Genomic DNA, 19080 nt, shown 5'->3' with positions numbered 1-19080 from the left:
CCCGCCCCTGTGCGCAGGGGAGTTGATGGCATCTGCTGGAGGTCTCCATGACCGCGCTTCCGCTTACCCTTGACCGCGTGTCGTACCGGCTGGCCGACGGCCGCACGCTGTTCTCCGATCTGTCCTTTTCCTTCGAGCCCCGGCTCACCGCACTGGTTGGCGCCAACGGAGTCGGCAAGAGCGTGCTCGCCCAGCTGCTGGCCGGCACCCTGCAGCCGCAGCAGGGTCGCTGCGGGGGCGGCGGCAGGGTGCACCTGGTACGCGCGCTCAGCGGCACGCCCGGGGGCACGCTCGGCGAGCTGGCCGGTGTGGGCCCGGTGCTGGCGGCGCTGCAGCGCATTGGCGAGGGCAGCGTTGATCCGCGCGATTTCGCCCGTGCCGAGGGCCACTGGGATCTGCCCGTGCGGCTGGCCCGCCACTGGCGCGAGGCCGGGCTGCCCGCGCACCTGCAGGCACACGATGCGGCCAGCCGCCTGAGCGGCGGGCAGGCCATGCAGGTGGCGCTTTCCGGCGCGTGGGCGAGCGCGGCCGACTGGCTGCTGCTGGACGAGCCCAGCAACCACCTTGATGACGCGCAGCACCGGCTGCTGCAGGACCAGCTGGCGCAGTGGCGCGGTGGCCTGCTGGTCATCACCCACGACCGCCGGCTGTTGGAACGCGTGCACACCCTCGTCGAGCTGGATGCCGAGGGTCTGCATCGTTACAGCGGTGGCCATGCGGCCTTCGTGCAGGCCCGTGCGGCACGCCACGCCGCCGCGCAGGCCGGGCTGGACCACGCGCGGCAGGCCGACCGCCAGCAACGCCGGCAGGCGCAGGCGCAGGTGCAGCGTCTTCAGCAGCGACAGGCGCGCGGCGCCCGTGCCGCACGCGATGCGAACCAGGCCCCGATCCTGCAGGGCCTGCAGGCCGGCCGCGCCGAGGCCACCGCCGGGCGCCTGCGTAGCGTGCAGGCCGAGCGTGTAGCCGCTACGGCGGCACAGCTGCGCCAGGCGGCGGCAGGCGTCGCCAGCGCCCCCCAGCTGGCCGCGTTGCCACCCGCGCTGGCGCAGGGCCCGCGACAGGTCGCCGCATTGCGGGCGGTGGTGCTGCCGCACGGGCTGCAGGCGCCCCTCCATCTGACCCTGCTGCGTGGCCAGCGGCTGGCCGTCACCGGGGCCAATGGCAGCGGCAAGTCCACGTTGCTGCGGGTGCTTGCCGGGCAGCTGCCGCCGCAGGCCGGCACGGCGCGGGTCAACGTGCCGGTGGCCCTGCTCGACCAGCAACTGCTGGCGCTCCCCGGCGAGGCATCCGTGCTGCAGGCGCTGCAGGCCGCCGCACCCACCACCGACGCGGGCGTGCTGCGCACCCACCTGGCACTGCTCGGCCTGGATGCCACGCGCATCGAACGCGCGGCGAGCACGCTCAGTGCCGGCGAACGCCTGAAGGGCGCCCTGGCGTGCGCGCTCCATGCCGAGCCCGCGCCCGGCCTGCTGCTGCTGGATGAGCCCGGCAACGGCGTGGACCTGGCGGCGCGGGAGGCGTTGGAGGCGTTGCTCGGTCAGTACCGCGGCACACTGGTGATGACCAGCCATGACCCGCACCTGCTGCAGGCCCTGGGACCTTCGCACCGGCTGCATGCAGGACAGGCGGGATGGCAACTGGAAACATGCGTGCAGCGGTGACGTCCCCTTCAGGCTTGAGGTGTTACTCTGTAACACTACCGATTGATGCGGGTTCCTCGATGAAGTCTTCTCCTGCTGCGCTGCTGGATGCCGGTGCGCTCGCCCTGTCCAGCCTGTGCCTGCTGCACTGCCTGGCGCTGCCGCTGCTGGCGGCCGCGCTGCCGCTGTTCGGGGCATGGGCTGAAGCGGAATGGGTGCACCTGCTGTTCGTCGCCGTTGCGCTGCCGATCACCGCCGTGGCGCTGTGGCGCGCACACCAGCAGCAGCGCCTGCCCACCGGCGCATGGGCAGCGGCCACGCTCGGCCTGGGCCTGCTGCTGGCCGGTGCGCTGGGCTGGCCGAGCCACGAAGCCGAAACGCCCCTCACCGTGGCTGGCAGCCTGCTGCTGGCGGCCACCCATGTCTGGAATGCCCGCCGCCGCCACCGCCGCTGCCACGCCTGAGCGTTTTCCCGCGCGGTCACAGCGCCTTGCACAGCCCCTGCCTACAGTGCGGTGACACGACCCGGGGGGGGATCCCATGCACACCGCATTGCGCACACCACTTATCTTTCTTCCGCTGCTGCTCGCCGGCTGCGGCAAGTCGCCCGAGGCGCCCTACAGCGCCGATCCGCTGGTCGGCTGCTTCGCCACCAGCGCCCGCAAGGCGCCGGAGTTCCGCATCGAACAGAGCGGTGGACAGTACCTGGTGGCCTTCAGCCGGGAGCACGGCTGGGAGACCGATCCGTCGCCCCTGCAGAAGGCCACGCGCGCGGAAATCAGCCAGGCCTTCGGCAGCGGCGCCGGACAGATCCAGTCCGCCCTGGTACGCCCAGGTGGCGGTTTCGGCATCTTCCACTTCGCCCCCGGGGCCACGCTGAAGGGCAAGGACCGCAACAGTGATTACATGGCGCTGGTCCTGATCGGCGCAGGCCCGGTCTTCAAAATGGCCTGCGGGTCCTGAGCCGCATCGCACCTCGGTTACCATGCGCTGCCCTCACCTCTGGTCCTGCCCGTGCCCCACTACACCGGTCCCCTGCTCACCCGCGAAACCCTCGCCGTGCTGCAGCGGGCAGTCGCTGCCGGGCAGGCCGAATGGACCGGCTCGCTGGATCTCGGGCGCAGCGAAGACACGGTGCGCCTGGACAGCACGGGCTTCATCTTCGGCGGCACGCACCATGCGTTCCCACCGAAGCTGAAAGACCGCACGCTGTATTACTGGGACGGTGAGGCGTTCGAGCCCATCTCGCGCTACGGCACGGCCCTGATCAAGCTGGTGCCCACCGAATGGGGCGCGCCCACCTTCGAGATCGACGGCATCAAAATGTTGCCCTCGGCCAAGGTCTCGCCATATGAGGACGCACGGCGCAAGGTTGAACTGGTGGCCCCGGCCGGCAAGCAGCTGCTCGATACCTGTGGCGGGCTGGGGTACTTTGCCGCCTGCAGCCTGGACGCCGGCGTAGCCCACCTGCGCTCGTTCGAGAAGAACCCGGACGTACTGTGGCTGCGCACGCTCAATCCCTGGTCCCCGGATCCGGAAGCGGCCTCCGCCGGCGGTCGGCTGCAGCTGACCCAGGGCGATGTGTCGCAGGAAATCGAGGCGCTCGCCGCCAACAGTTTCGACGCCATCCTGCATGACCCGCCGCGCTTCGGGATTGCCGGCGAACTGTATTCGCAGGTGTTCTACGATCACCTCGCACGCGTGCTGCGCAAGGGCGGGCGGCTGTTCCATTACACCGGTGCGCCGAACCGGCTCACCAGCGGCCGCGATGTCCCGCGTGAGGTGGCCCGGCGGCTGGAAAAAGCAGGGTTCAAGGCCGACCTGGCGCTTGACGGCGTCCTTGCCATCAAGCGCTGAGCGCGGATCACCACCAGCCGGATGCTTCGCCGATCTGGTTCACGCCGGCCACCGCGGACGCCCCTGCCGCCGCACCGATGCTGAAACTGCTCACATAGCTTTTCAGATCGGCGCCGACAACCGCCATCAGGCGGCCGAACCATCCTCTGCGCACGGCCTGGCGGCTGTCCAGGCGCCCTTCGACCTTGTGCCAGAACGCGGCCGAGCCGCGCCCCAGCGTGAGCGATTGCAGGATCAGTTCGCGTGCCTCGGTCTTCTCCGGCAGCGTCTCCATGGCCTCTTTCTGCAAGGCCGCCAAGCGCGCATCCACCTCGTCGAAATCAGTACTGGTGGCGAGGACGTCGTCGATGCGCTCAAAGAAGGCGAACGCGGTCTCGCCGTAGGCTTCGCGCTCGCCCGCCATGAGGCGGGTCAGGGGCTGACTGTAATCGACCTCAAGCGTGGGCTGGAACGTGCGGATGAATTCCTCGCGCGAGGTCTCGATGGGATAACCGCAGCCATCCACGAGCACCGCGAGCGCTGTTGCCGCCGACGGCCCACCGTGATCGAGCAGACAGGCCAGGTAGGTGTTGTGCAGCTCACCGGCATCGGCGGGGTCGTCGCTCTGTGCCAGCGCCGGCGCACTGACCAGGGACAACAACGCAAGAGACAGCAAAGACGTTTTCATGGACACCTCCGGATCGAAGCGTGGGCTGCCGGATGAAAGCCAGCGGAGCCACATTAGGATCGGCGGCGTCGGAGCGGCGGGTTCTTCCTCGATCCGGTGCACGCGCAGACAGCACACGCCGCAGGAGGTGCCGTGCTGCCGCATGGCAGGCAGGTGACTGCGACCGGTGCACGGTCACCGCTACAGGTGCTGTTCCGTCACGACCTCGGCGCGTGCTTGGCCGCCCACATGTTATCCACCAGGTTGGGGTACGGCCGGCCGTTCTCCTCGGCGCGGTCTTTCGCCGCGGACTTCTGGGCGGCCGTGAGCGGCTGGGATTTCTGCCCCTTGGGATTGGGCTTTTTCCACGGCGGTGTGCGTGTCTTCTGCATGGGGTCCTCGCACGGCACAGGTGTCAGCCACGGCCGACACCTGCACCTTGCTGAAATTACTTCTTGAGGAAATTGAGCAGCGCCAGATTGAACTCATCCGCATTGCTGACGTTGCAGCCATGCGGCGCGTCCTTCAGCACCACCAGCTCGCTGTTGGCCACGGCCTTGTGCGTACGTGCACCTGAGCCTTCGAACGGCACAGTCCCATCGGCGTCGCCGTGGATCACCAGCGTCGGCACCGTGATCTTCTTCAGGTCTTCGCGGAAATCGGTGGTGCCGAAGGCTTTCTGGCAGCCGAGCGCAGCGGTCTGATCGGACTGGTGCGCCAGCGCGATGGCGTCCTGACGCTGGGCCTCGGTGACCTTCAGCTGCCCATTGGCGCTGAAGAATTCCTTGCTGAAGTTCTCGAAGAAGGCCTCACGGTCCTTGCCCAGGCCGGCAGCCATCTCATCTGCTTTTTCCTTGGTGAGCGGACCGTCGGGGTTGTCGTCGGTCTTCAGCAGGTACGGCGGCACCGCCGAAGCGAACACCACGCTGTGCAGCTTGTCCTGCCCGTACGTGGCGATGTAACGCGCCACTTCGCCACCACCCATGGAGAAGCCCACCAGGCTGACATCCTTGAGGTCTAGCTCATCGATGATGCCTGCCAGATCGGCGGCGAGCGTATCGTACTCATAGCCGTCCGTCGGCTTGTCGGAACGGCCGAAGCCCCGGCGATCGTACGCGATCACCCGGTAGCCGGCATCGCGCAGCACCGGTACCTGCGCCTTCCACGAAGCAGCGGACAACGGCCAGCCGTGGATGAGGACCACGGGCCGACCGGTGCCGCCGGAATCTTCAACGTGCAGACGGACCTTGGAAGCAGTCATGGGTACTCCTGGGAGGGGAAGGGGAGCCTCTACGCTAGTGACGGCTCCCTACGAACGGCGTGAAGGATCGGCCCTGCGCCGTGACATGCCTTACACGTGTGGGACGCGCAGCGGCGGTCCACCGCTATCATAGCCGCACATGTTCTGGCAGGACCGTATCGCTGATGTCGCAGCTGTGGAAGCCCTCGCGCTGGGGTCGCCTTTTTACCCGTTCTGAACCCTGGGTCCTGCAGCTGGAAGACGAGAGCCTCCAGCTGCACAGGGCGGGCGCTACGCAGCGCTTCACGCCCGGCGCGGACAGCGAGCTGCACGTCCGTCCCGGCCTGCTTTGGTCCCGCCTGCACCTGCAGCCGGACCACGGCCCCGCGCTGGCACTGCACGGCCTGCCCAATGCCCCTGCGCGCCGGCTGCACCGCGCCATCGAGGCCCTGCTGCAGCAGCGGGAGGCACGCGATCGCGTGCCCACCTTCCAGCGCGCGCTCGCGGCCATGCGCGCCTGGAACGGCGAGGCCGAAGACCTGCTCACCCGCCGCGAGGCCGAGCGTCGCTGGATCGCCCATGACTGCCTGCAGGCACTGCTCGCACGCCGCCCCGTGCTGCGTCCACGCGGCAAGGCACTGCGCACGTTGTTCCTCGACCCCGATGTGCATGCCACCGCCGAGGACCGCGATGCGGCGCTGATCGAACTCCAGCTCTGGGAGCAGGACTGGGCCGCCGCCAGCGAGGCCGCCAACGCGCGGATCCTCGCCGCTGAACTGGAGGCCGCACGGCCGCTGCTGGCGCGGGTGGAAAGCCGCCCGCTGAGCGAAGAGCAGTCCCGCGCGGTGATCGTCTTCGACAACCGCGTGCAGGTGGTGGCCGCGGCCGGTTCGGGCAAGACCTCCACGATGGTCGCCAAGGCCGCCTACGCCGTGCAGCGCCGCATCGCCGAGCCGGAGGCCATCATCCTGCTGGCGTTCAACAAGGAAGCCGCAACCGAGCTGCAGCAGCGCGCGGACACCGCCTTCGCGCGCGTGGGCCTGGGCGGCTCGCGCGTGCAGGCGCGCACCTTCCACGCGCTGGGCCTGGCCATCATCGGCAAGGCCACCGGCCGCAAGCCCGACGTGCCGGACTGGGCGGTGGATGCCACGCTCGGCTTCCGCAAGCTGGCCGAGCTGGTGGATGGGCTCAAGGACCGCTCGTTCGCCTTCCGCGCGCAATGGGACATGTTCCGGCTGGTGTTCGGGCGCGATCTTCCCGCGCTGGGCCATGAGGGCGCGGCCGATGGCTGGGACAAGGAAGGCAGCGCCTACCTGCGCACCCTCAACGGTGAGCGCGTGCGCAGCATGGAAGAGTGCGTGCTCGCCGACTGGCTGTTCTACAACGGCGTGGCCTACCAGTACGAGCGGCGCTATGCCTTCGACACCGCCACCGACACCTTCCGCCAGTACCGTCCGGATTTCTTCTACCCGCAGGCTGATCTGTACCACGAACACCTCGCCCTCGATGCGCAGGGCAACCCGCCGCCGCACTTCGAAGGCTACGCCGAGGGCATTGCCTGGAAGCGCGAGGAGCATCGCCGGCGCGGCACCGCACTGGTGGAGACCACCTCGCATGGGCTGCGCACCGGCGAGGCCTTCGATGACCTGGAAGATGCGCTCTCGGCACGCGGCATCGTGCTGGACCCGAACCCGGACCGCGAGATCCCGGACGACGGCCAGAAGCCCATGCCGGATGCCGACCTCATCGGCCTGGTGCGCACCTTCATCAGCCACGCCAAGAGCAACTGCCTCAGCCTGGACGACCTCGCCGCGCGCCTGCGGGCCCTGCCCGAAGACCAGTTCAAGGAACGCCACCGCCGCTTCCTGCAGATCGTGGCACCGGTGCTGGAAGCGTGGGACGACGCACTGCGCGCCGAGCGCGCCATCGACTTCGAGGACATGCTCAACCAGGCCGCCGAACACCTCGAACAGGGCCGCTATGCCTCGCCGTACACGCTGGTCATGGCCGATGAATTCCAGGATGCCTCGCGCGCCCGCGCGCGCTTGTGCCGCGCCCTCGTGCAGGCGCCTGGCACGCACTTCTTCGCCGTCGGCGATGACTGGCAGTCGATCAACCGCTTCGCCGGTGCCGATGTCTCGGTGATGACCGGTTTCCGCGAGTGGTTCGGCCATGGCCAGGTGCTGCGGCTGGAGCAGACCTTCCGCTGCCCGCAGGCCCTGTGCGATGTCTCCAGCCGCTTCATCAGCGCCAACCCGGCACAGCTCCGCAAACAGGTGCACTCGCGCACGCCCGCGCACGGGCCGGTGCTGCAGGCGTTCCAGGTGGCCTCGCGCGACCAGATCAGCGATGGCATCGCGCAGTACCTGCAGCACCTCCACGAGCAGCGGCTCACCGGTACCGTGCCACCGGGGCGCGATGGCAAGCTCAGCGTGTTCGTGGTCGGCCGCTACAACGCGGACCGCGCGCAGGTGCCCGGCAACTGGAAGGCACGCTTCGGCGCCACGCTGGAGGTGAGCTTCATCACCGCGCACCGCAGCAAGGGCACCGAAGCGGACTACGTGATCCTGCCGGGCATGGTGGACCGCGGCTTCCCCAACCTGCGTGCGGATGATCCCGTGCTGGGCCTGGCCATGCCCCATGGCGATGATTTCCCATTGGGCGAAGAACGCCGGCTGTTCTATGTCGCGCTGACGCGTGCACGGCGCTCGGTGGCGATGTTCACCGTGAGCGGCAAGCGCTCGGCCTTCCTCACCGAGCTGGTGCGCGCCGGGGCCGTGGAGGTCACCCGCCTTGACGGCGAGCCCCTGCGCGAGCAGCCCTGCCCCGCCTGCGATACCGGCGTGATCGTGACGAAGACCGGCCGCTACGGTGAATTCGCCGGCTGCACCGGTTACCCGCGCTGCGAGTACAAACCCACCACGCGGGTGACCTGACGGCCTGCTGCCCATGCGCTGCCGGGCAGGGCCCGGCAACACGTCACAGCTGGATGCGTGCCACGCTTTCCTTCGCGTCCTTGGCGGCGTCCTCGCCGTTCTTGATGCTCACGTACAGCACGTTGCCCTTCGCATCCAGGGCCAGGCTGTTGGGGTGCCCGGATACCTCCCAGCGCCCGGTCCGCGCGTAGGTCTGGCTGTCATACGCGGTCACCGTGCCGGCCTCACGGTTGGTCACGTACAACCGCTTGCGCGGTGCGTCCAGCAACACCGCCAGCGGACCGGCATCGGTGGAGATGCTCGCGATTTCCCTGCCGGTGGTACGGTCCAGCACCAGCACGCGTTGCCCCGGATGCTTCGAAGCGAAGCCTTCGATGCTGCCTGCCTGGTACTGCCGGATCATCGCCAGCCCCTGGTCGGTGACGAACATGCGGTTGCTGTCCGGATCCAGCGCGATGTTCATCGGCTGCTCGGCGGTGATCGGAAAGCGCTGCTCTACCTCGCCGCTGTCCGTGCCGATCACCACCACCTCACCCCGCAGGTTGCTGGTGTACACGCGCTTGTTGGCGGCATCCAGCGCCAGTCCCGGCGCCTTGGCGTTGCCCAGCCCCTCGAGGGTGGCCAGCAGCTTCAGCGACTGCGTATCCACCACGAACAACACGCTGCCCTCCTGTGCGTGGCCGGTCACGTACAGGCGATGGTTCGGCGCATCCACCACCAGTTCGCGCAGGTCATGGGTGTAGCGCGCCTTGCCGTCCGCACCGGTCTTCTTTTCCATCAGCTGCACCACGCCCAGTACGCGCTTGGCCGCGGTGTCGACCACGGTCACCGAAGTGTCCACCGTGTTGCCGACATACAGCCGGTCGTTGGCATCGTCCAGCACCAGCCCGAAGGCCTTGCGTTCCAGCACCACGCTGGCATCCACGCCGAGGTCATCGGCATCGAGCCACACGATCCGCGGCGCCTCGGAGGTTTCGGCGAAGGTGCCTGCCGAAGCCACCAGTACCTTGTCCTGCTTGGCGCTGTAAGCCAGCTCATACAGGCCGGTTGCCACTTCGGCGCGCTGCACGGCATCGGCTGCGATGGCCGGGCTGACAACCAGCAGCGCAGACGCGAGACCGCACAGCAGCGCGGACAGGCGAAGGCCGCGCGGGGCGGGACGGGTGCGGAGAATCGGGGCCGTGCGAACAGCCGGGGCAATGAACATGCGAGCGTCCTTGTAGAGGAAAGTCAGGATGTCCTTGCTTGCGCGGCCACGGTGCGGTGCCAGGCACCGGGAGCGGCCGTCCACGGCGTGGAGCGCGTGGTGAGGCTGGCTGGGTCGTCGCACAGGATAGCAGCACCTTCCGACTCATGGGGCCGCTGGCGGCGTGCCGCGCGTGCCTTACTCCAGTGAATGCACCTTCGCCGTGCCACGGTCCAGCACGTATTTGATGATCTTGTACGCATCACGATCAAAGCCCTCGGTGCCGGCTTTCATGCGCCGCGCCCTGGCCAGCGTGGGCGCACTGCCGTGGTAGCTCCAACCGTCCAGCACATGGAACTGGCGCAGGGCTTCACCCTGCTCCTCGATCGCCACGCGGCCACCGTAGGGCCATGCCGCCACCTCCAGGCGCTCCAGCGCGCCACGCAGGCGCAGCTCGTGCTCGGCCAGCGTCTCGCGCCCGCAGCACGCGCCCAGGCACTGGCGCAGCATCGAACGGAAGCACGGCCGCCCCTTCGGCAGGCGCTCAAGGCCCAGCAGCGAATAGCACAGCGCATGGTCATCGGCCACGCGCCGCAGGGATTCCTTCGCCGAACGCTCACTGGAGTACAGGCCGTACAGCATCGGCGCGCTGGTGAGATCGTGATCGGAAGAGTTCACCACCGAGATCTCGCCGCAGTACAGACGCAGGCTGAACTGCCGTGGGAGCTTGCGTAGCAGCCGGTTGTAGAGCGGCATCTGGCGCTTGACCATCTGCGCTTCCAGCAGCCGCGCGCCAAGGTCCCCGGCCATGGGAATGCAGGTGATCTGCTGGCTCTGGCGCAGCAGCGAGGCTTCTTCCGGCGTGCGCAGGTGATCCATCACGCGGGTGCGGATGTTGATGCTCTTGCCGATGTAAAGCGGAAGACCGCCCTGCGCACCGTGGAAGGTATAGACCCCGGGCGTGCGCGGCAGCTGCTCGGCGACCTCACGCAGATGATCCGGGTAGACATAATTGGCGGCACGGCTGGAGCGGCGTGCCTGGGCAGCGGATGAAGGCATTGGGGGAAATGCTAGCAGCGGTAATGCAACTGCTGCTGTACGGCGGCAAGCGGTAGCTGACAGGTTCAGCATCTGGCTGGAGGCGGCCATGGGAAACCCCTCGATTAAAGATTGCCCACCTCGTGCCGCTAACGTGTCGCATTTCCCTGCTTGCGAGCGTCGCAATTCACGGGACATGATCACTACCCGCTTCACCGCCGTCCATATCAAGGAATGAACATGAGCGACACCGTAGACAAGAGCAAGAGCCTGACCGAGCAGATGACGGAGAAGCTGACGGAGGGCCTGGAAAACGCCTTCGAGTCCGTGCACAACGCCAAGCAGGCCTATTACCGCAACAACCCGCTGAAGATTCCCAGCGAGAGCGAAGTCGGCTCGTTGATCCGCGCTTCGGTTGCGCAGAACGCTGCGGTTTCGGGCGGCGCCAGCCTGATCCCCGGCCCGTGGGGCATGCTCGCGGTGGTGCCTGAGCTCATTCTTGTCATCCGCAACCAGATCGGCCTGATCTACGACATCGGCGCCGCCTACGGCAAGAAAGACGTGATGACCAAGGAGCTCGCGCTCGGCATCTTCATCAGCGCGATGGGCAGCAGCGCGGGCAGCCTGCTGGTTTTCCACGGCGGCAAAGTCCTGGTCAAGCGGGCCTCGCTGCGTGTCATCCAGCGGCTCATCGTGCTGCTGGGGGGGAAAATCACCCAGGCGGCCATCAAGTCGGCCGTGGCCAAGTGGCTGCCGGGCGTTGGCGCAGCGGCGATGGCGGCATGGAGCGGCTATGTAACCAAGCAGATCGGTGCCAAGGCCAGGGAGATCATGCAGCAGGAGATCGAGCTGGACGGCTCCGCAGCGCTGGATGTGGATTTCATCGAGCCCCTGGACGTGGCCGATATGGATGCTGTCTCCGCCGGATTCGCCAACCCGATTGCCTACGGCAAAGCTCAGGTACTGATCGACCTGGCCAAGGTCGACGGGGTGCTCAGTTCGGAAGAGCGCGAAGCGCTGGACCTCTATCTCGAGGGAAGCGAGTGCACGCCTGAGCAGCGCGCCACCCTGCGTTCGGCCTTTGATGGACCGTCGTCGCCGCTGCAGGGGATGGACGAGATTGCAGCAAATCCAGAAGCGGCGATCTCGCTGCTCTCGACCATGGTCGCATTCGCGAAGAAGGATGGCGCGGTGCGTATCACCGAGAAGCTCTACATCAAGCGCGTGGCCGGCCTTCTGGGCTTCTCCGCCGCCGATGTGGACGAGGTTCTGGCTGCGGCCTGAGCTTGGCAGACAGCGCTGCCGGATGACTCTGGCGGCGCTACCCACTCGGACGCACCGTCCTGAGTCTCAGGATCCCTTCCGAAGGGCGCTGCCTCGTGCTGCGTCCGGTTTCCGCCGCTTCGTTGCAGGCAGGCCCGTCGCGCGGCTGCGTGGAACGGCCTCAGAAAAGGAATTGAACGCCCATGGGCTTCAGCCAGGCTGACTTACTCAATGTTGATCAGGTCACTTCACGTACACCTCTGGTAATCCCGGAATTCCAGCGTGGCTACGCGTGGCAGCTTGAGCAGTGGACCGCCCTCTGGGAGGATCTCACCAGCGTCGTGCACCGCAACGCAGCACAGCATTACACCGGCTCGATCATGGTCACTGACGCCGCCGTGGGTGAGGCCTGCGAGTTGATCGATGGCCAACAGCGCATGGTTACGATCGCGCTGCTGTTGGCAGCCCTGGGCGCCAACGCGTATCCCATCACCTTCCGCGGAAATCCTATCCTGCAGAACAGCTACGACCTGCATGCCCTCGGCAGGGAGGAGTTCGTGGCATCCGTTGCCCGCGAGCGATCCTACTACGCGCGCAACCTGTCCGCCGCCAAGCAGCATTTCCAGACACTGGCCGCGGCGCTGCCGGACGACAACCCGAGTTTCCGTGGCGCGGCTATTTCAGTGCCGACCACGTACTGGCGGCCATCCATGATCGTTTCAGCAAGAAACGAGGTGCGGGATTCTACGGCTGGCCGTTCGCAAAACTGGTGGTGCTTGCATGGGAGGACCGGCTTCGGGGCAAGCGCGGCTCACCCGATCGCCAGCCATGGGAGAGGTTTCACTGGTCCGACTCCGTTGAGCATATCTATCCGCAGACGCCGGACCCGATCTGGGGTGAAAGCATCTGCATCAAGGGCCGCAACAAGGACCAGGTGGCGGCAAGCATCGCCGGCTCGCTTGGCAACCTGTTGATGCTCTCGGGCTCGTACAACAGTGAGCTCTCCAACCGCCCCTTCCGCTGTGTCGACGGCAAGGACAAAGCAAGCCGCTACGCACACGGCAGCTATTTTGCAGAGCGGGTCGGTCGGGGCGATTTCTACAATGGTGTCAGGCTGGATGGCCGCAATGTCGGCAAACTGGTTGAGCGTTTCAACCAACCGCTGGTCGAGGCCAGCGCAGGACGAGCTGGAAAGGGTCGCATATGGAGATCATGAACACCACGCCTGGCACTTCAGGTGTAGTGAAGTGCCGGACGTGCTGCGGCCTAAGGTGGCACAGGGTGCGGGTGGATCAGCAACCCGCGGACTGGAAAAGTGACTTATTTTCCGCGATCAGCGATTCCTGGAAGCCGGGTCTACGCGGCGGCTGAAAATCAAGTGATACGCCTGAGCTTTTGATGCACAGGGCAGCCCCGCTTGCACCACTTCAAGGACGTCCTCATGAAGAACCGTGGTACCGCCAGAGTCAAGAGTCCTTATCAACCAGCGACCAGCGTTTCACGGATCGCCGTGATCTGCCTCCTTCTTTGTATGGCGTACACAGGCGGCTCCCCCAAGGCAGCATCGAGTCGGCTGGCCGCGGCGTCCATCGCTATTGCCACAGCGCTCGCATGACGTTAGTCGAAATCTGCGCACGCGGCTCCCGCTACAGGTCTGCAGCCGACTCCGCTTCAGCCCGCGACATGCGGTCAGCGCCAGCCAGGGTGCGGTGAGCAGAATGGTCATGGACCTCAGTGTTCAAATGGCTTGTGTACTCCAAAGGGCTCGGCATAGCACAAACTTGGAACCGGCGTGAGGTTTCTCATCCACGGACCCTACGGCCATGCGGTTTTCATTTGTATCGGAACTGGTAGGCGAGCAACAAATCGGCGTGCACATGAGCCAGCTCCGCAGGCGGATCGATCAACCGCAAACTAAGCCGATACGTTCCGGCCTGAGCATCGGGCGCCCACGCAAAGGCCAACGTGCGAACTCCCTCACCGGCCTCGATGATGCCTGCATCGATCAAGGAGCTGATATCCACGGTGTAGGGTTCAGCGCCGGGCACCAAGCCGTCTGGACCCACCTCCACCGCCGTCGCTGCCGCGTTTGGCCGTGGAACAAACCGAGCCAATCGCACAGGCACCTCCCGGCCTTCATCGAGTCGGATCAGGCGGACCTCGGCTGCCAAGCCCAGTCGTGTGACCTGGTCCCTCACTTCTGCAGAGCTGCGCGTTGCGCTTTCTCTTACTCGCACTGTCACGGCAAGTTGAGGTGTTGCGTTCGGCGAGGGCTTGGGTGCCTCAAACTCCACCAGCAGCGGCTGCTCCATCGCAACCAGCCTGAGCGGTCGGACGATGGGCAGTGTCCGGTAGCGAACGTCCGGCGTCATTGCTCTCTGCTTGTCTTCTGCAGGGCCACTACATGCCGCCATCAAGCAAAGCGCAACTACCAAGATGGCCGAACGCTTCACCGATAGGATGCACATGTAGGTTTCGGCTGAGTTCAAGAATGAGCGAAACATGGGCGCTCTTATTGTATCTCTTTCCATTTCATTCTCTATTTGGATCTCTTGGCGAAGGCCACCAACAACGCCGCGTTGACCTTGCTCAATGACGCCTGGGCATCGACCAGCTGGATGCTGAGTCGGTAGGTGCCCGGGGAAATGTCTTCTGCCCATGCAAAGGCCAACTCGCGACGTTCGTCATTCTCACCCGCACTACCTGCGGCCATGAGTGCTGTAGAGTCGACGGTGTCTGGGACGACACCCGGCACCATTTTGTCCATCGAGATAGGCACGCGAGCTGATCCGCTGTGACCGAAGAAGGCACGGCGTATCAGGGGGACAGGAACTGTGATTCCATCATCGATACGCTGCAACGTGATCTGGGCAGGCAAACCCGCATCTACGACGATATTGGCAGCCTCAGCTGCGCTCAGATCGGCCGAACGACTAACGAACAGATCCAGCGACAACGTTGGAACTGCATTAGGACCATTGACCGGCACGTCAAATTCCACGACCAGCGGCTCCTTCATCGGCACCAGCTTGAAAGGCCTGACGATCGGCACAGTGCGCGCACGCGCCTCCGGCGACAGGTTGGCGGCAGGGTCCGCTTCGGGGCCGCGACATGCGGTCAGCATCAGGGTGAGTGCGACTGTCAGAAAGGCCAGGAGCTTCGAGTTCTTCATATGCGTAACGGATCCAAGGGTCGCGCCCGGATAGATGCGGGTGCAGCTGACTGCGCCTGCACCTGCACCTGCGCTTGGTTGAGCGTGTGCGCATGCGCGGCGGGGTACCGAGCCTCATTCATCTGCTCAAGCAGCTGTTTTTTGAACGGTTGTAGTTCGGATTGAAGCTGTAGTTTCCCGGTGCTTCATCGAACTCTTTCAGCATGCTGCATTCACCTTCAGCGACGTCCATTGTTCGCCCATACAACGGGCTCTGGTACGTCTGAGCGTCTTCCGACCTCACCCGCCCCGGTCCAACAACCACCTCATGGTCCCGGGGGGACAATCCGTAGCGCTTCTCATATTCTCCGCCTGATATCTGGTAATTTAGATGGCCAGCAGCTGATGTTGAACCATCTGGCAACGGAGCTCCGGGTGCGGCAACACATACGGTTACGGTGTAACGATATTCCATGGTTCGCCCTACTTTGCGCGGGACTTGTAGGCCACTAGAAGATCAACGTCGAAAGCTGATAGGTCTGCGGGTGGGTCAATCAGGCGTATGCTCAAACGGTAGCTTCCAGGCATTAAGTTGAGTGCCGAGGCAAAATCGAGTGCGCGAATCTGCTCTGTCTCCGGGATCAGACCTACTGCGACGAGTGCTGTCGAGTCGACCGAGAAAGGGCCCATCTTATTGGTGCGACCATCCTTCCCTACGGCTTCAACCCAGTCGCCCGGAGCGCGCACGGAGCGCTGCCGCTGCAATGTCACGGTCTCTTCCCCTCCGTTATCGACTCGCGTGAGATGCACCTCCGCCTCAACAACCGAGCGTTCGATGATGTCCATTGCGCGAACCGCCTCAAGGCCGTCGGAGTCCTTCACCCAGATGCCGATTGAAAGCCAGGAAGACGCATTCGGCCCGGGCGGTAGGGCGTCAAACTCCACAACCAGCGGCTTCTCCATCGGCACCAGCTTGAACGGTCTGACGATCGGCACAGTGCGCGCTCGCGCCTCCGGCGACAGGTTGGCGGCCGGGTCCATTTCTGGCCCGCGACACGCGGTCAGCGTCAGGGTGAGTGCGGCCGTGAGACAGGCCAGCAGCTTCAGGGTCTTCATGTGAATAAAAGATCCGAGGGTTGCGCCTGGTTGACGCGGGCGTCAACCAGGCGGCAGACGGAATGCCCGCCCGCATTCACGCCATGCCCTGTAGGGCCACCGAGTGTTCCTGCACCTGCGCCTGATTGAGCATCTGCGCTTGTGCGGCAGCATGCTGATCCTGATTCATCTGCTCAACCCGCGCGAACGACTCCTGGACCGGTGTATTCACCGCGTCAGTAGTCAGCATGTCTACGCGTTTGTGGCACGGGTCAGCCAGTGCGCCCTCCACCGCGAAGATACGGTGACCGGCGGGTGCCGTAGCGGTTTCGGTGCTCAGCACAACATGATCCACTGCTTTGAGGCCCCCTTCCTTTGCCCGGCAAAGCAGGCTTGCGGCCACGCACTCGCTGGTGTTGTCGGGCTGCCGCCCGTGCTGCTTGTCCAACTCTTCGACATGACCACGGATGGAGGTCAGCAGGGTGCGGTCGTCCGGTGTCAGGTCTGCATCGCTGATAAGCCACTGCTTCAAGCTGCGTGGCGGCATGTCGTTGTAGTGCTCTTTGTTGAGCTTGCTGCTGGGAAACGGGGCCTGAATACTTCTGATAGGACCGACGTTATCGAGCGGCTTGAGGTTGCCCTCGAAGTTCTTCAACTCCATGATTGGTAAGGGACGGCCGTGGAGCCCTGCGTGGTTCAACGCGCCCCACGTGAAATCTATGCAGCTGTTGGTGGCGCCGTTGTAGTTCATGTCGAAGTTATGCTTCTCGGGATTCTCCGCAAAGTCTTTCAGCTTTTCGTACTGCGCCTTCGAGATTTCCATCGTCCGGCGGTAGAAGGGTGCGCTGTAGTTTTGAACGTCACCATTAGAAACTTCACCGGGCCCTGTAACAGAGCCATGCGCAGACGGCGCGAAGCCAAAACTGTTTCTGTCTTGACCATGAGATATCTCGAAATACAGATGACCAGCAGCTGATGTCGTGCCATTGGCCAGCGGTGTACCCGGCGCTGCAACGTAGATGGAGACGGTGTATCTAGACTGCATTACGCTTTCCTTACTTCGGCTTGCGTTGGTAGGCCAACAGTAGCTCTGTCTTCAGAGGTGCCAGTTCCTTCGGCGGATCCAACAGACGGAAACTGAGTCGATACCTACCAGGCGTGAGGTCAGGGGCCCACGCAAATGCCATGAACCTGAGGGCTCCACTACGGTGCGCAGCGCCAGTCTCTCCCAGTGACGTCGAGTCGACCGTGTCCCGGACTGCGCCCGGCACCATACCGCTGGATGGCACTGGCACCAGCCGTTGACCATCTTCGGCCGATTGATCATCGCGTATCAGCCGTACAGCAATCTCCCGAGAGTCTTCGATACGCATAAGAGTAATCTGCACCGGAAGACCCGCATCCTTTATCCTGTCAGTGACGCCCGCAGAATCGAGCGTGCCAGTAGCTCTGACGCGTATGCCAATGGATAGGGTGGAGCTGGCATTCGGCCCAGGCGGTAAGGCATCAAACTCCACAACCAGCGGCGTCTCCATCGGCACCAGCTTGAGCGGCCTGACGATCGGCACAGTGCGCGCACGCGCCTCCGGCGACAGGTGGGCGGCAGGGTCCGCTTCGGGGCCGCGACACGCGGCCAGCGTCGGCGTGAGTGCGGCCAACAGACAGGCCATGAGCTTCAAGGTTCTCGTATGCATCGAGGATCCAGCGAGTCGAACCGGGATAGGCCTGAGTAGATTGATCGTGCCGGCGGGGAAAGGCCATAGGACGCCCAGCTAGTGCAAATGAACCTCTGTGCGGTCGCGGCAATTGCAGCCCAGAGCGGCTGCGATCTGGATGTCGTTTGCTCGGCTCCGCGCCACTAGCGACACGGGGGCGTGTCGCAGGTAACGCGCTGCTGGGACCTGTGGCATCCAGACCCCTGTCAGCGCATCGGGAGAACGGGGCACGCGCTCAAGACCTGTTACCTGGTAGCGGCTACAGTTTTCCTCATAGCCAACGGGCACTTATCCCACGCAGGATGACCGGGCCAAGCAACGAAGAGTGCTGGCCGGGATTGGCATCCCGTATTCAAAGTGAATTGGCTCTGCTTTGCCGCCTCGGCACGGCGGAGAATGCATTGCCCCGCCGGTTCAACGGCGGGCGATGCGCGGGGATTCCGATCCGCCGGCTTTTCTCACTTTGAACCGGTATGCCAACCCGCATCGCCCGCCACCTCGCGCCTCGGCGCAGGTGGCCCACCGCCATGCGAGGCCACCGATGCGTGATTTCCCAAACAGTTCTCCCCGCCTGTACGCCCTGCTGGGAGAGTCCATGAAGAGCCTGCCGCTGCATTTCATCGAGAAGCTGGAATCGCTGCTCGACGAACCCTTGTACGGCACCCCCCCTCATCTGTACGTGGTCGGCAAGGAGACGGGCGCACCGCCGTACCCGGAGCACGACGAATCAGCGGCTGCAGCGCCTTCCGGCATCTCTGCGGCCGCCGCCTGGATGCGCCAGGCGAGGGACAAAGACCGATGGGTCTCCGCGCGCTTCCAGGGGTTGTCCACCGTGCTTGAACTGCTCCATGCGGTACAGCTGGAGCGTGGCGGATCCGAGGCCGAACCGATGCTGGGCGAGCACCTCGTGGAGGGCCTGCTGGTGACCGGGCGCCTGCTGGCAGGCCATCGGCTTGACGCCACTGCCCCTTCTGCACCAGCGTCCTGAGGCCGCCGCGCCGCCCTGTTCCATCGTGCGGTGAGTCCCAGCTTCTGAGACGCCTTCTGGTCATCCTCTTCGCCTCACGAGGAGCGGACCATGACGTACATCGACACACTCTGGCTGGCGGATTTTGACACCGCCCTGCTTGGCTACTTCGCCATCGACCACAGCGACGCCGGCATGGACCGGCGTCTGCTCAGCCGCTACGCCTGCCTGCCCCCGATGGAAGCGGCGCTGGCGTTCGGCACCGATTTCGACCTGGACCGGGCCGATGCGTTGTGGCCGCCGCCGGGGCTGATGCTGCACAGCTGACGCGGCCCGAACGCGGGGT

At 65.2% G+C, this 19080-nt stretch carries 19 protein-coding genes and 1 pseudogene; 10 read left to right on the top strand and 10 right to left on the bottom strand.

The genetic code is table 11. The features are described 5' to 3' along the window. The first annotated feature begins 47 nt into the window (after positions 1-47). The 4 genes from FHY09_RS00425 to FHY09_RS00410 all read left to right on the top strand — a co-directional run bounded on the left by FHY09_RS00425 (position 48) and on the right by FHY09_RS00410 (position 3497). Positions 48-1661 carry an ATP-binding cassette domain-containing protein gene (locus FHY09_RS00425; protein WP_166923079.1) on the top strand — a complete coding sequence of 538 codons (1614 nt, stop codon included), beginning with the start codon at positions 48-50 and terminating at the stop codon, positions 1659-1661. Between the two features lie 59 nt (positions 1662-1720). After that, positions 1721-2104, top strand: coding sequence for a MerC family mercury resistance protein (locus FHY09_RS00420; protein WP_166923077.1), 384 nt, complete (start codon positions 1721-1723; stop codon positions 2102-2104). An 88-nt stretch (positions 2105-2192) separates the two neighbouring features. Beyond that, positions 2193-2603: a hypothetical protein gene (locus FHY09_RS00415; protein ID WP_166923075.1), complete on the top strand. Its 411-nt coding sequence runs from the start codon at positions 2193-2195 to the stop codon at positions 2601-2603. Between the two features lie 51 nt (positions 2604-2654). After that, positions 2655-3497 carry an MnmC family methyltransferase gene (locus FHY09_RS00410; protein ID WP_166923073.1) on the top strand — a complete coding sequence of 281 codons (843 nt, stop codon included), beginning with the start codon at positions 2655-2657 and terminating at the stop codon, positions 3495-3497. Positions 3498-3504: 7 nt separating this feature from the next. On the opposite strand, the gene FHY09_RS00405 is transcribed toward FHY09_RS00410, so the two are convergent. The 3 genes from FHY09_RS00405 to FHY09_RS00395 form a co-directional block, all read right to left on the bottom strand. Continuing rightward, on the bottom strand, positions 3505-4164 hold the full coding sequence (locus FHY09_RS00405; RefSeq protein WP_166923071.1) for a hypothetical protein: 660 nt from the start codon (positions 4162-4164) through the stop codon (positions 3505-3507). Positions 4165-4361: 197 nt separating this feature from the next. Continuing rightward, entirely contained in the window at positions 4362-4535 is a 174-nt protein-coding gene (locus FHY09_RS00400) for a hypothetical protein (protein WP_166923070.1), read from the bottom strand. 56 nt (positions 4536-4591) lie between these two features. Then, on the bottom strand, positions 4592-5404 hold the full coding sequence (locus FHY09_RS00395; RefSeq protein ID WP_166923069.1) for an alpha/beta fold hydrolase: 813 nt from the start codon (positions 5402-5404) through the stop codon (positions 4592-4594). A 164-nt stretch (positions 5405-5568) separates the two neighbouring features. Here FHY09_RS00395 and FHY09_RS00390 point away from each other — a divergent pair, with 164 nt between their 5' ends. Further along, positions 5569-8319: a UvrD-helicase domain-containing protein gene (locus FHY09_RS00390; protein ID WP_166923068.1), complete on the top strand. Its 2751-nt coding sequence runs from the start codon at positions 5569-5571 to the stop codon at positions 8317-8319. A 43-nt stretch (positions 8320-8362) separates the two neighbouring features. Here the strand turns inward: FHY09_RS00390 and FHY09_RS00385 are convergent, their stop codons facing one another. Further along, positions 8363-9526, bottom strand: a complete 1164-nt coding sequence (locus FHY09_RS00385) for a YncE family protein (RefSeq protein ID WP_166923067.1) — start codon at positions 9524-9526, stop codon at positions 8363-8365. Positions 9527-9703: 177 nt separating this feature from the next. Then, the gene (cho, locus tag FHY09_RS00380; RefSeq protein WP_166923066.1) at positions 9704-10564 is read right to left on the bottom strand and encodes an excinuclease Cho; all 861 of its coding nucleotides are present in this window, start codon (positions 10562-10564) and stop codon (positions 9704-9706) included. A 213-nt stretch (positions 10565-10777) separates the two neighbouring features. Here cho and FHY09_RS00375 point away from each other — a divergent pair, with 213 nt between their 5' ends. The 3 genes and pseudogenes from FHY09_RS00375 to FHY09_RS16380 all read left to right on the top strand — a co-directional run bounded on the left by FHY09_RS00375 (position 10778) and on the right by FHY09_RS16380 (position 13022). Continuing rightward, positions 10778-11827 (top strand): TerB family tellurite resistance protein, encoded by a 1050-nt coding sequence (locus FHY09_RS00375; RefSeq protein WP_166923065.1) that lies wholly within the window; start codon positions 10778-10780, stop codon positions 11825-11827. Between the two features lie 182 nt (positions 11828-12009). Beyond that, a pseudogene (locus FHY09_RS16385) lies at positions 12010-12339 on the top strand (DUF262 domain-containing protein); the annotation flags it as partial. Positions 12340-12575: 236 nt separating this feature from the next. Next, positions 12576-13022 (top strand): HNH endonuclease family protein, encoded by a 447-nt coding sequence (locus FHY09_RS16380; protein ID WP_456362660.1) that lies wholly within the window; start codon positions 12576-12578, stop codon positions 13020-13022. Between the two features lie 616 nt (positions 13023-13638). On the opposite strand, the gene FHY09_RS00360 is transcribed toward FHY09_RS16380, so the two are convergent. From FHY09_RS00360 to FHY09_RS00340, 5 genes are all read right to left on the bottom strand, one after another. Continuing rightward, entirely contained in the window at positions 13639-14310 is a 672-nt protein-coding gene (locus FHY09_RS00360) for a hypothetical protein (RefSeq protein ID WP_166923061.1), read from the bottom strand. 35 nt (positions 14311-14345) lie between these two features. Next, positions 14346-14978, bottom strand: coding sequence for a hypothetical protein (locus tag FHY09_RS00355; RefSeq protein WP_166923059.1), 633 nt, complete (start codon positions 14976-14978; stop codon positions 14346-14348). 462 nt (positions 14979-15440) lie between these two features. Continuing rightward, positions 15441-16073 (bottom strand): hypothetical protein, encoded by a 633-nt coding sequence (locus tag FHY09_RS00350; protein WP_166923057.1) that lies wholly within the window; start codon positions 16071-16073, stop codon positions 15441-15443. A gap of 76 nt (positions 16074-16149) precedes the next feature. Further along, a complete protein-coding gene (locus FHY09_RS00345) occupies positions 16150-17097 on the bottom strand; it encodes an XVIPCD domain-containing protein (RefSeq protein WP_166923055.1) in 948 nt (315 codons plus the stop codon). 10 nt (positions 17098-17107) lie between these two features. After that, positions 17108-17746 carry a hypothetical protein gene (locus FHY09_RS00340; protein ID WP_166923053.1) on the bottom strand — a complete coding sequence of 213 codons (639 nt, stop codon included), beginning with the start codon at positions 17744-17746 and terminating at the stop codon, positions 17108-17110. A gap of 616 nt (positions 17747-18362) precedes the next feature. Between FHY09_RS00340 and FHY09_RS00335 the strand changes: the two genes are divergently transcribed. After that, positions 18363-18755, top strand: a complete 393-nt coding sequence (locus FHY09_RS00335; RefSeq protein WP_166923051.1) for a hypothetical protein — start codon at positions 18363-18365, stop codon at positions 18753-18755. Between the two features lie 90 nt (positions 18756-18845). After that, the gene (locus FHY09_RS00330; RefSeq protein ID WP_166923049.1) at positions 18846-19061 is read left to right on the top strand and encodes a hypothetical protein; all 216 of its coding nucleotides are present in this window, start codon (positions 18846-18848) and stop codon (positions 19059-19061) included. Positions 19062-19080: the final 19 nt, after the last annotated feature.

The organism is Xanthomonas sp. 60 (assembly GCF_011761925.1).
The sequence above is the reverse complement of the archived record's forward strand: the minus strand, read 5'-3'. Positions and strand labels throughout refer to the sequence as shown.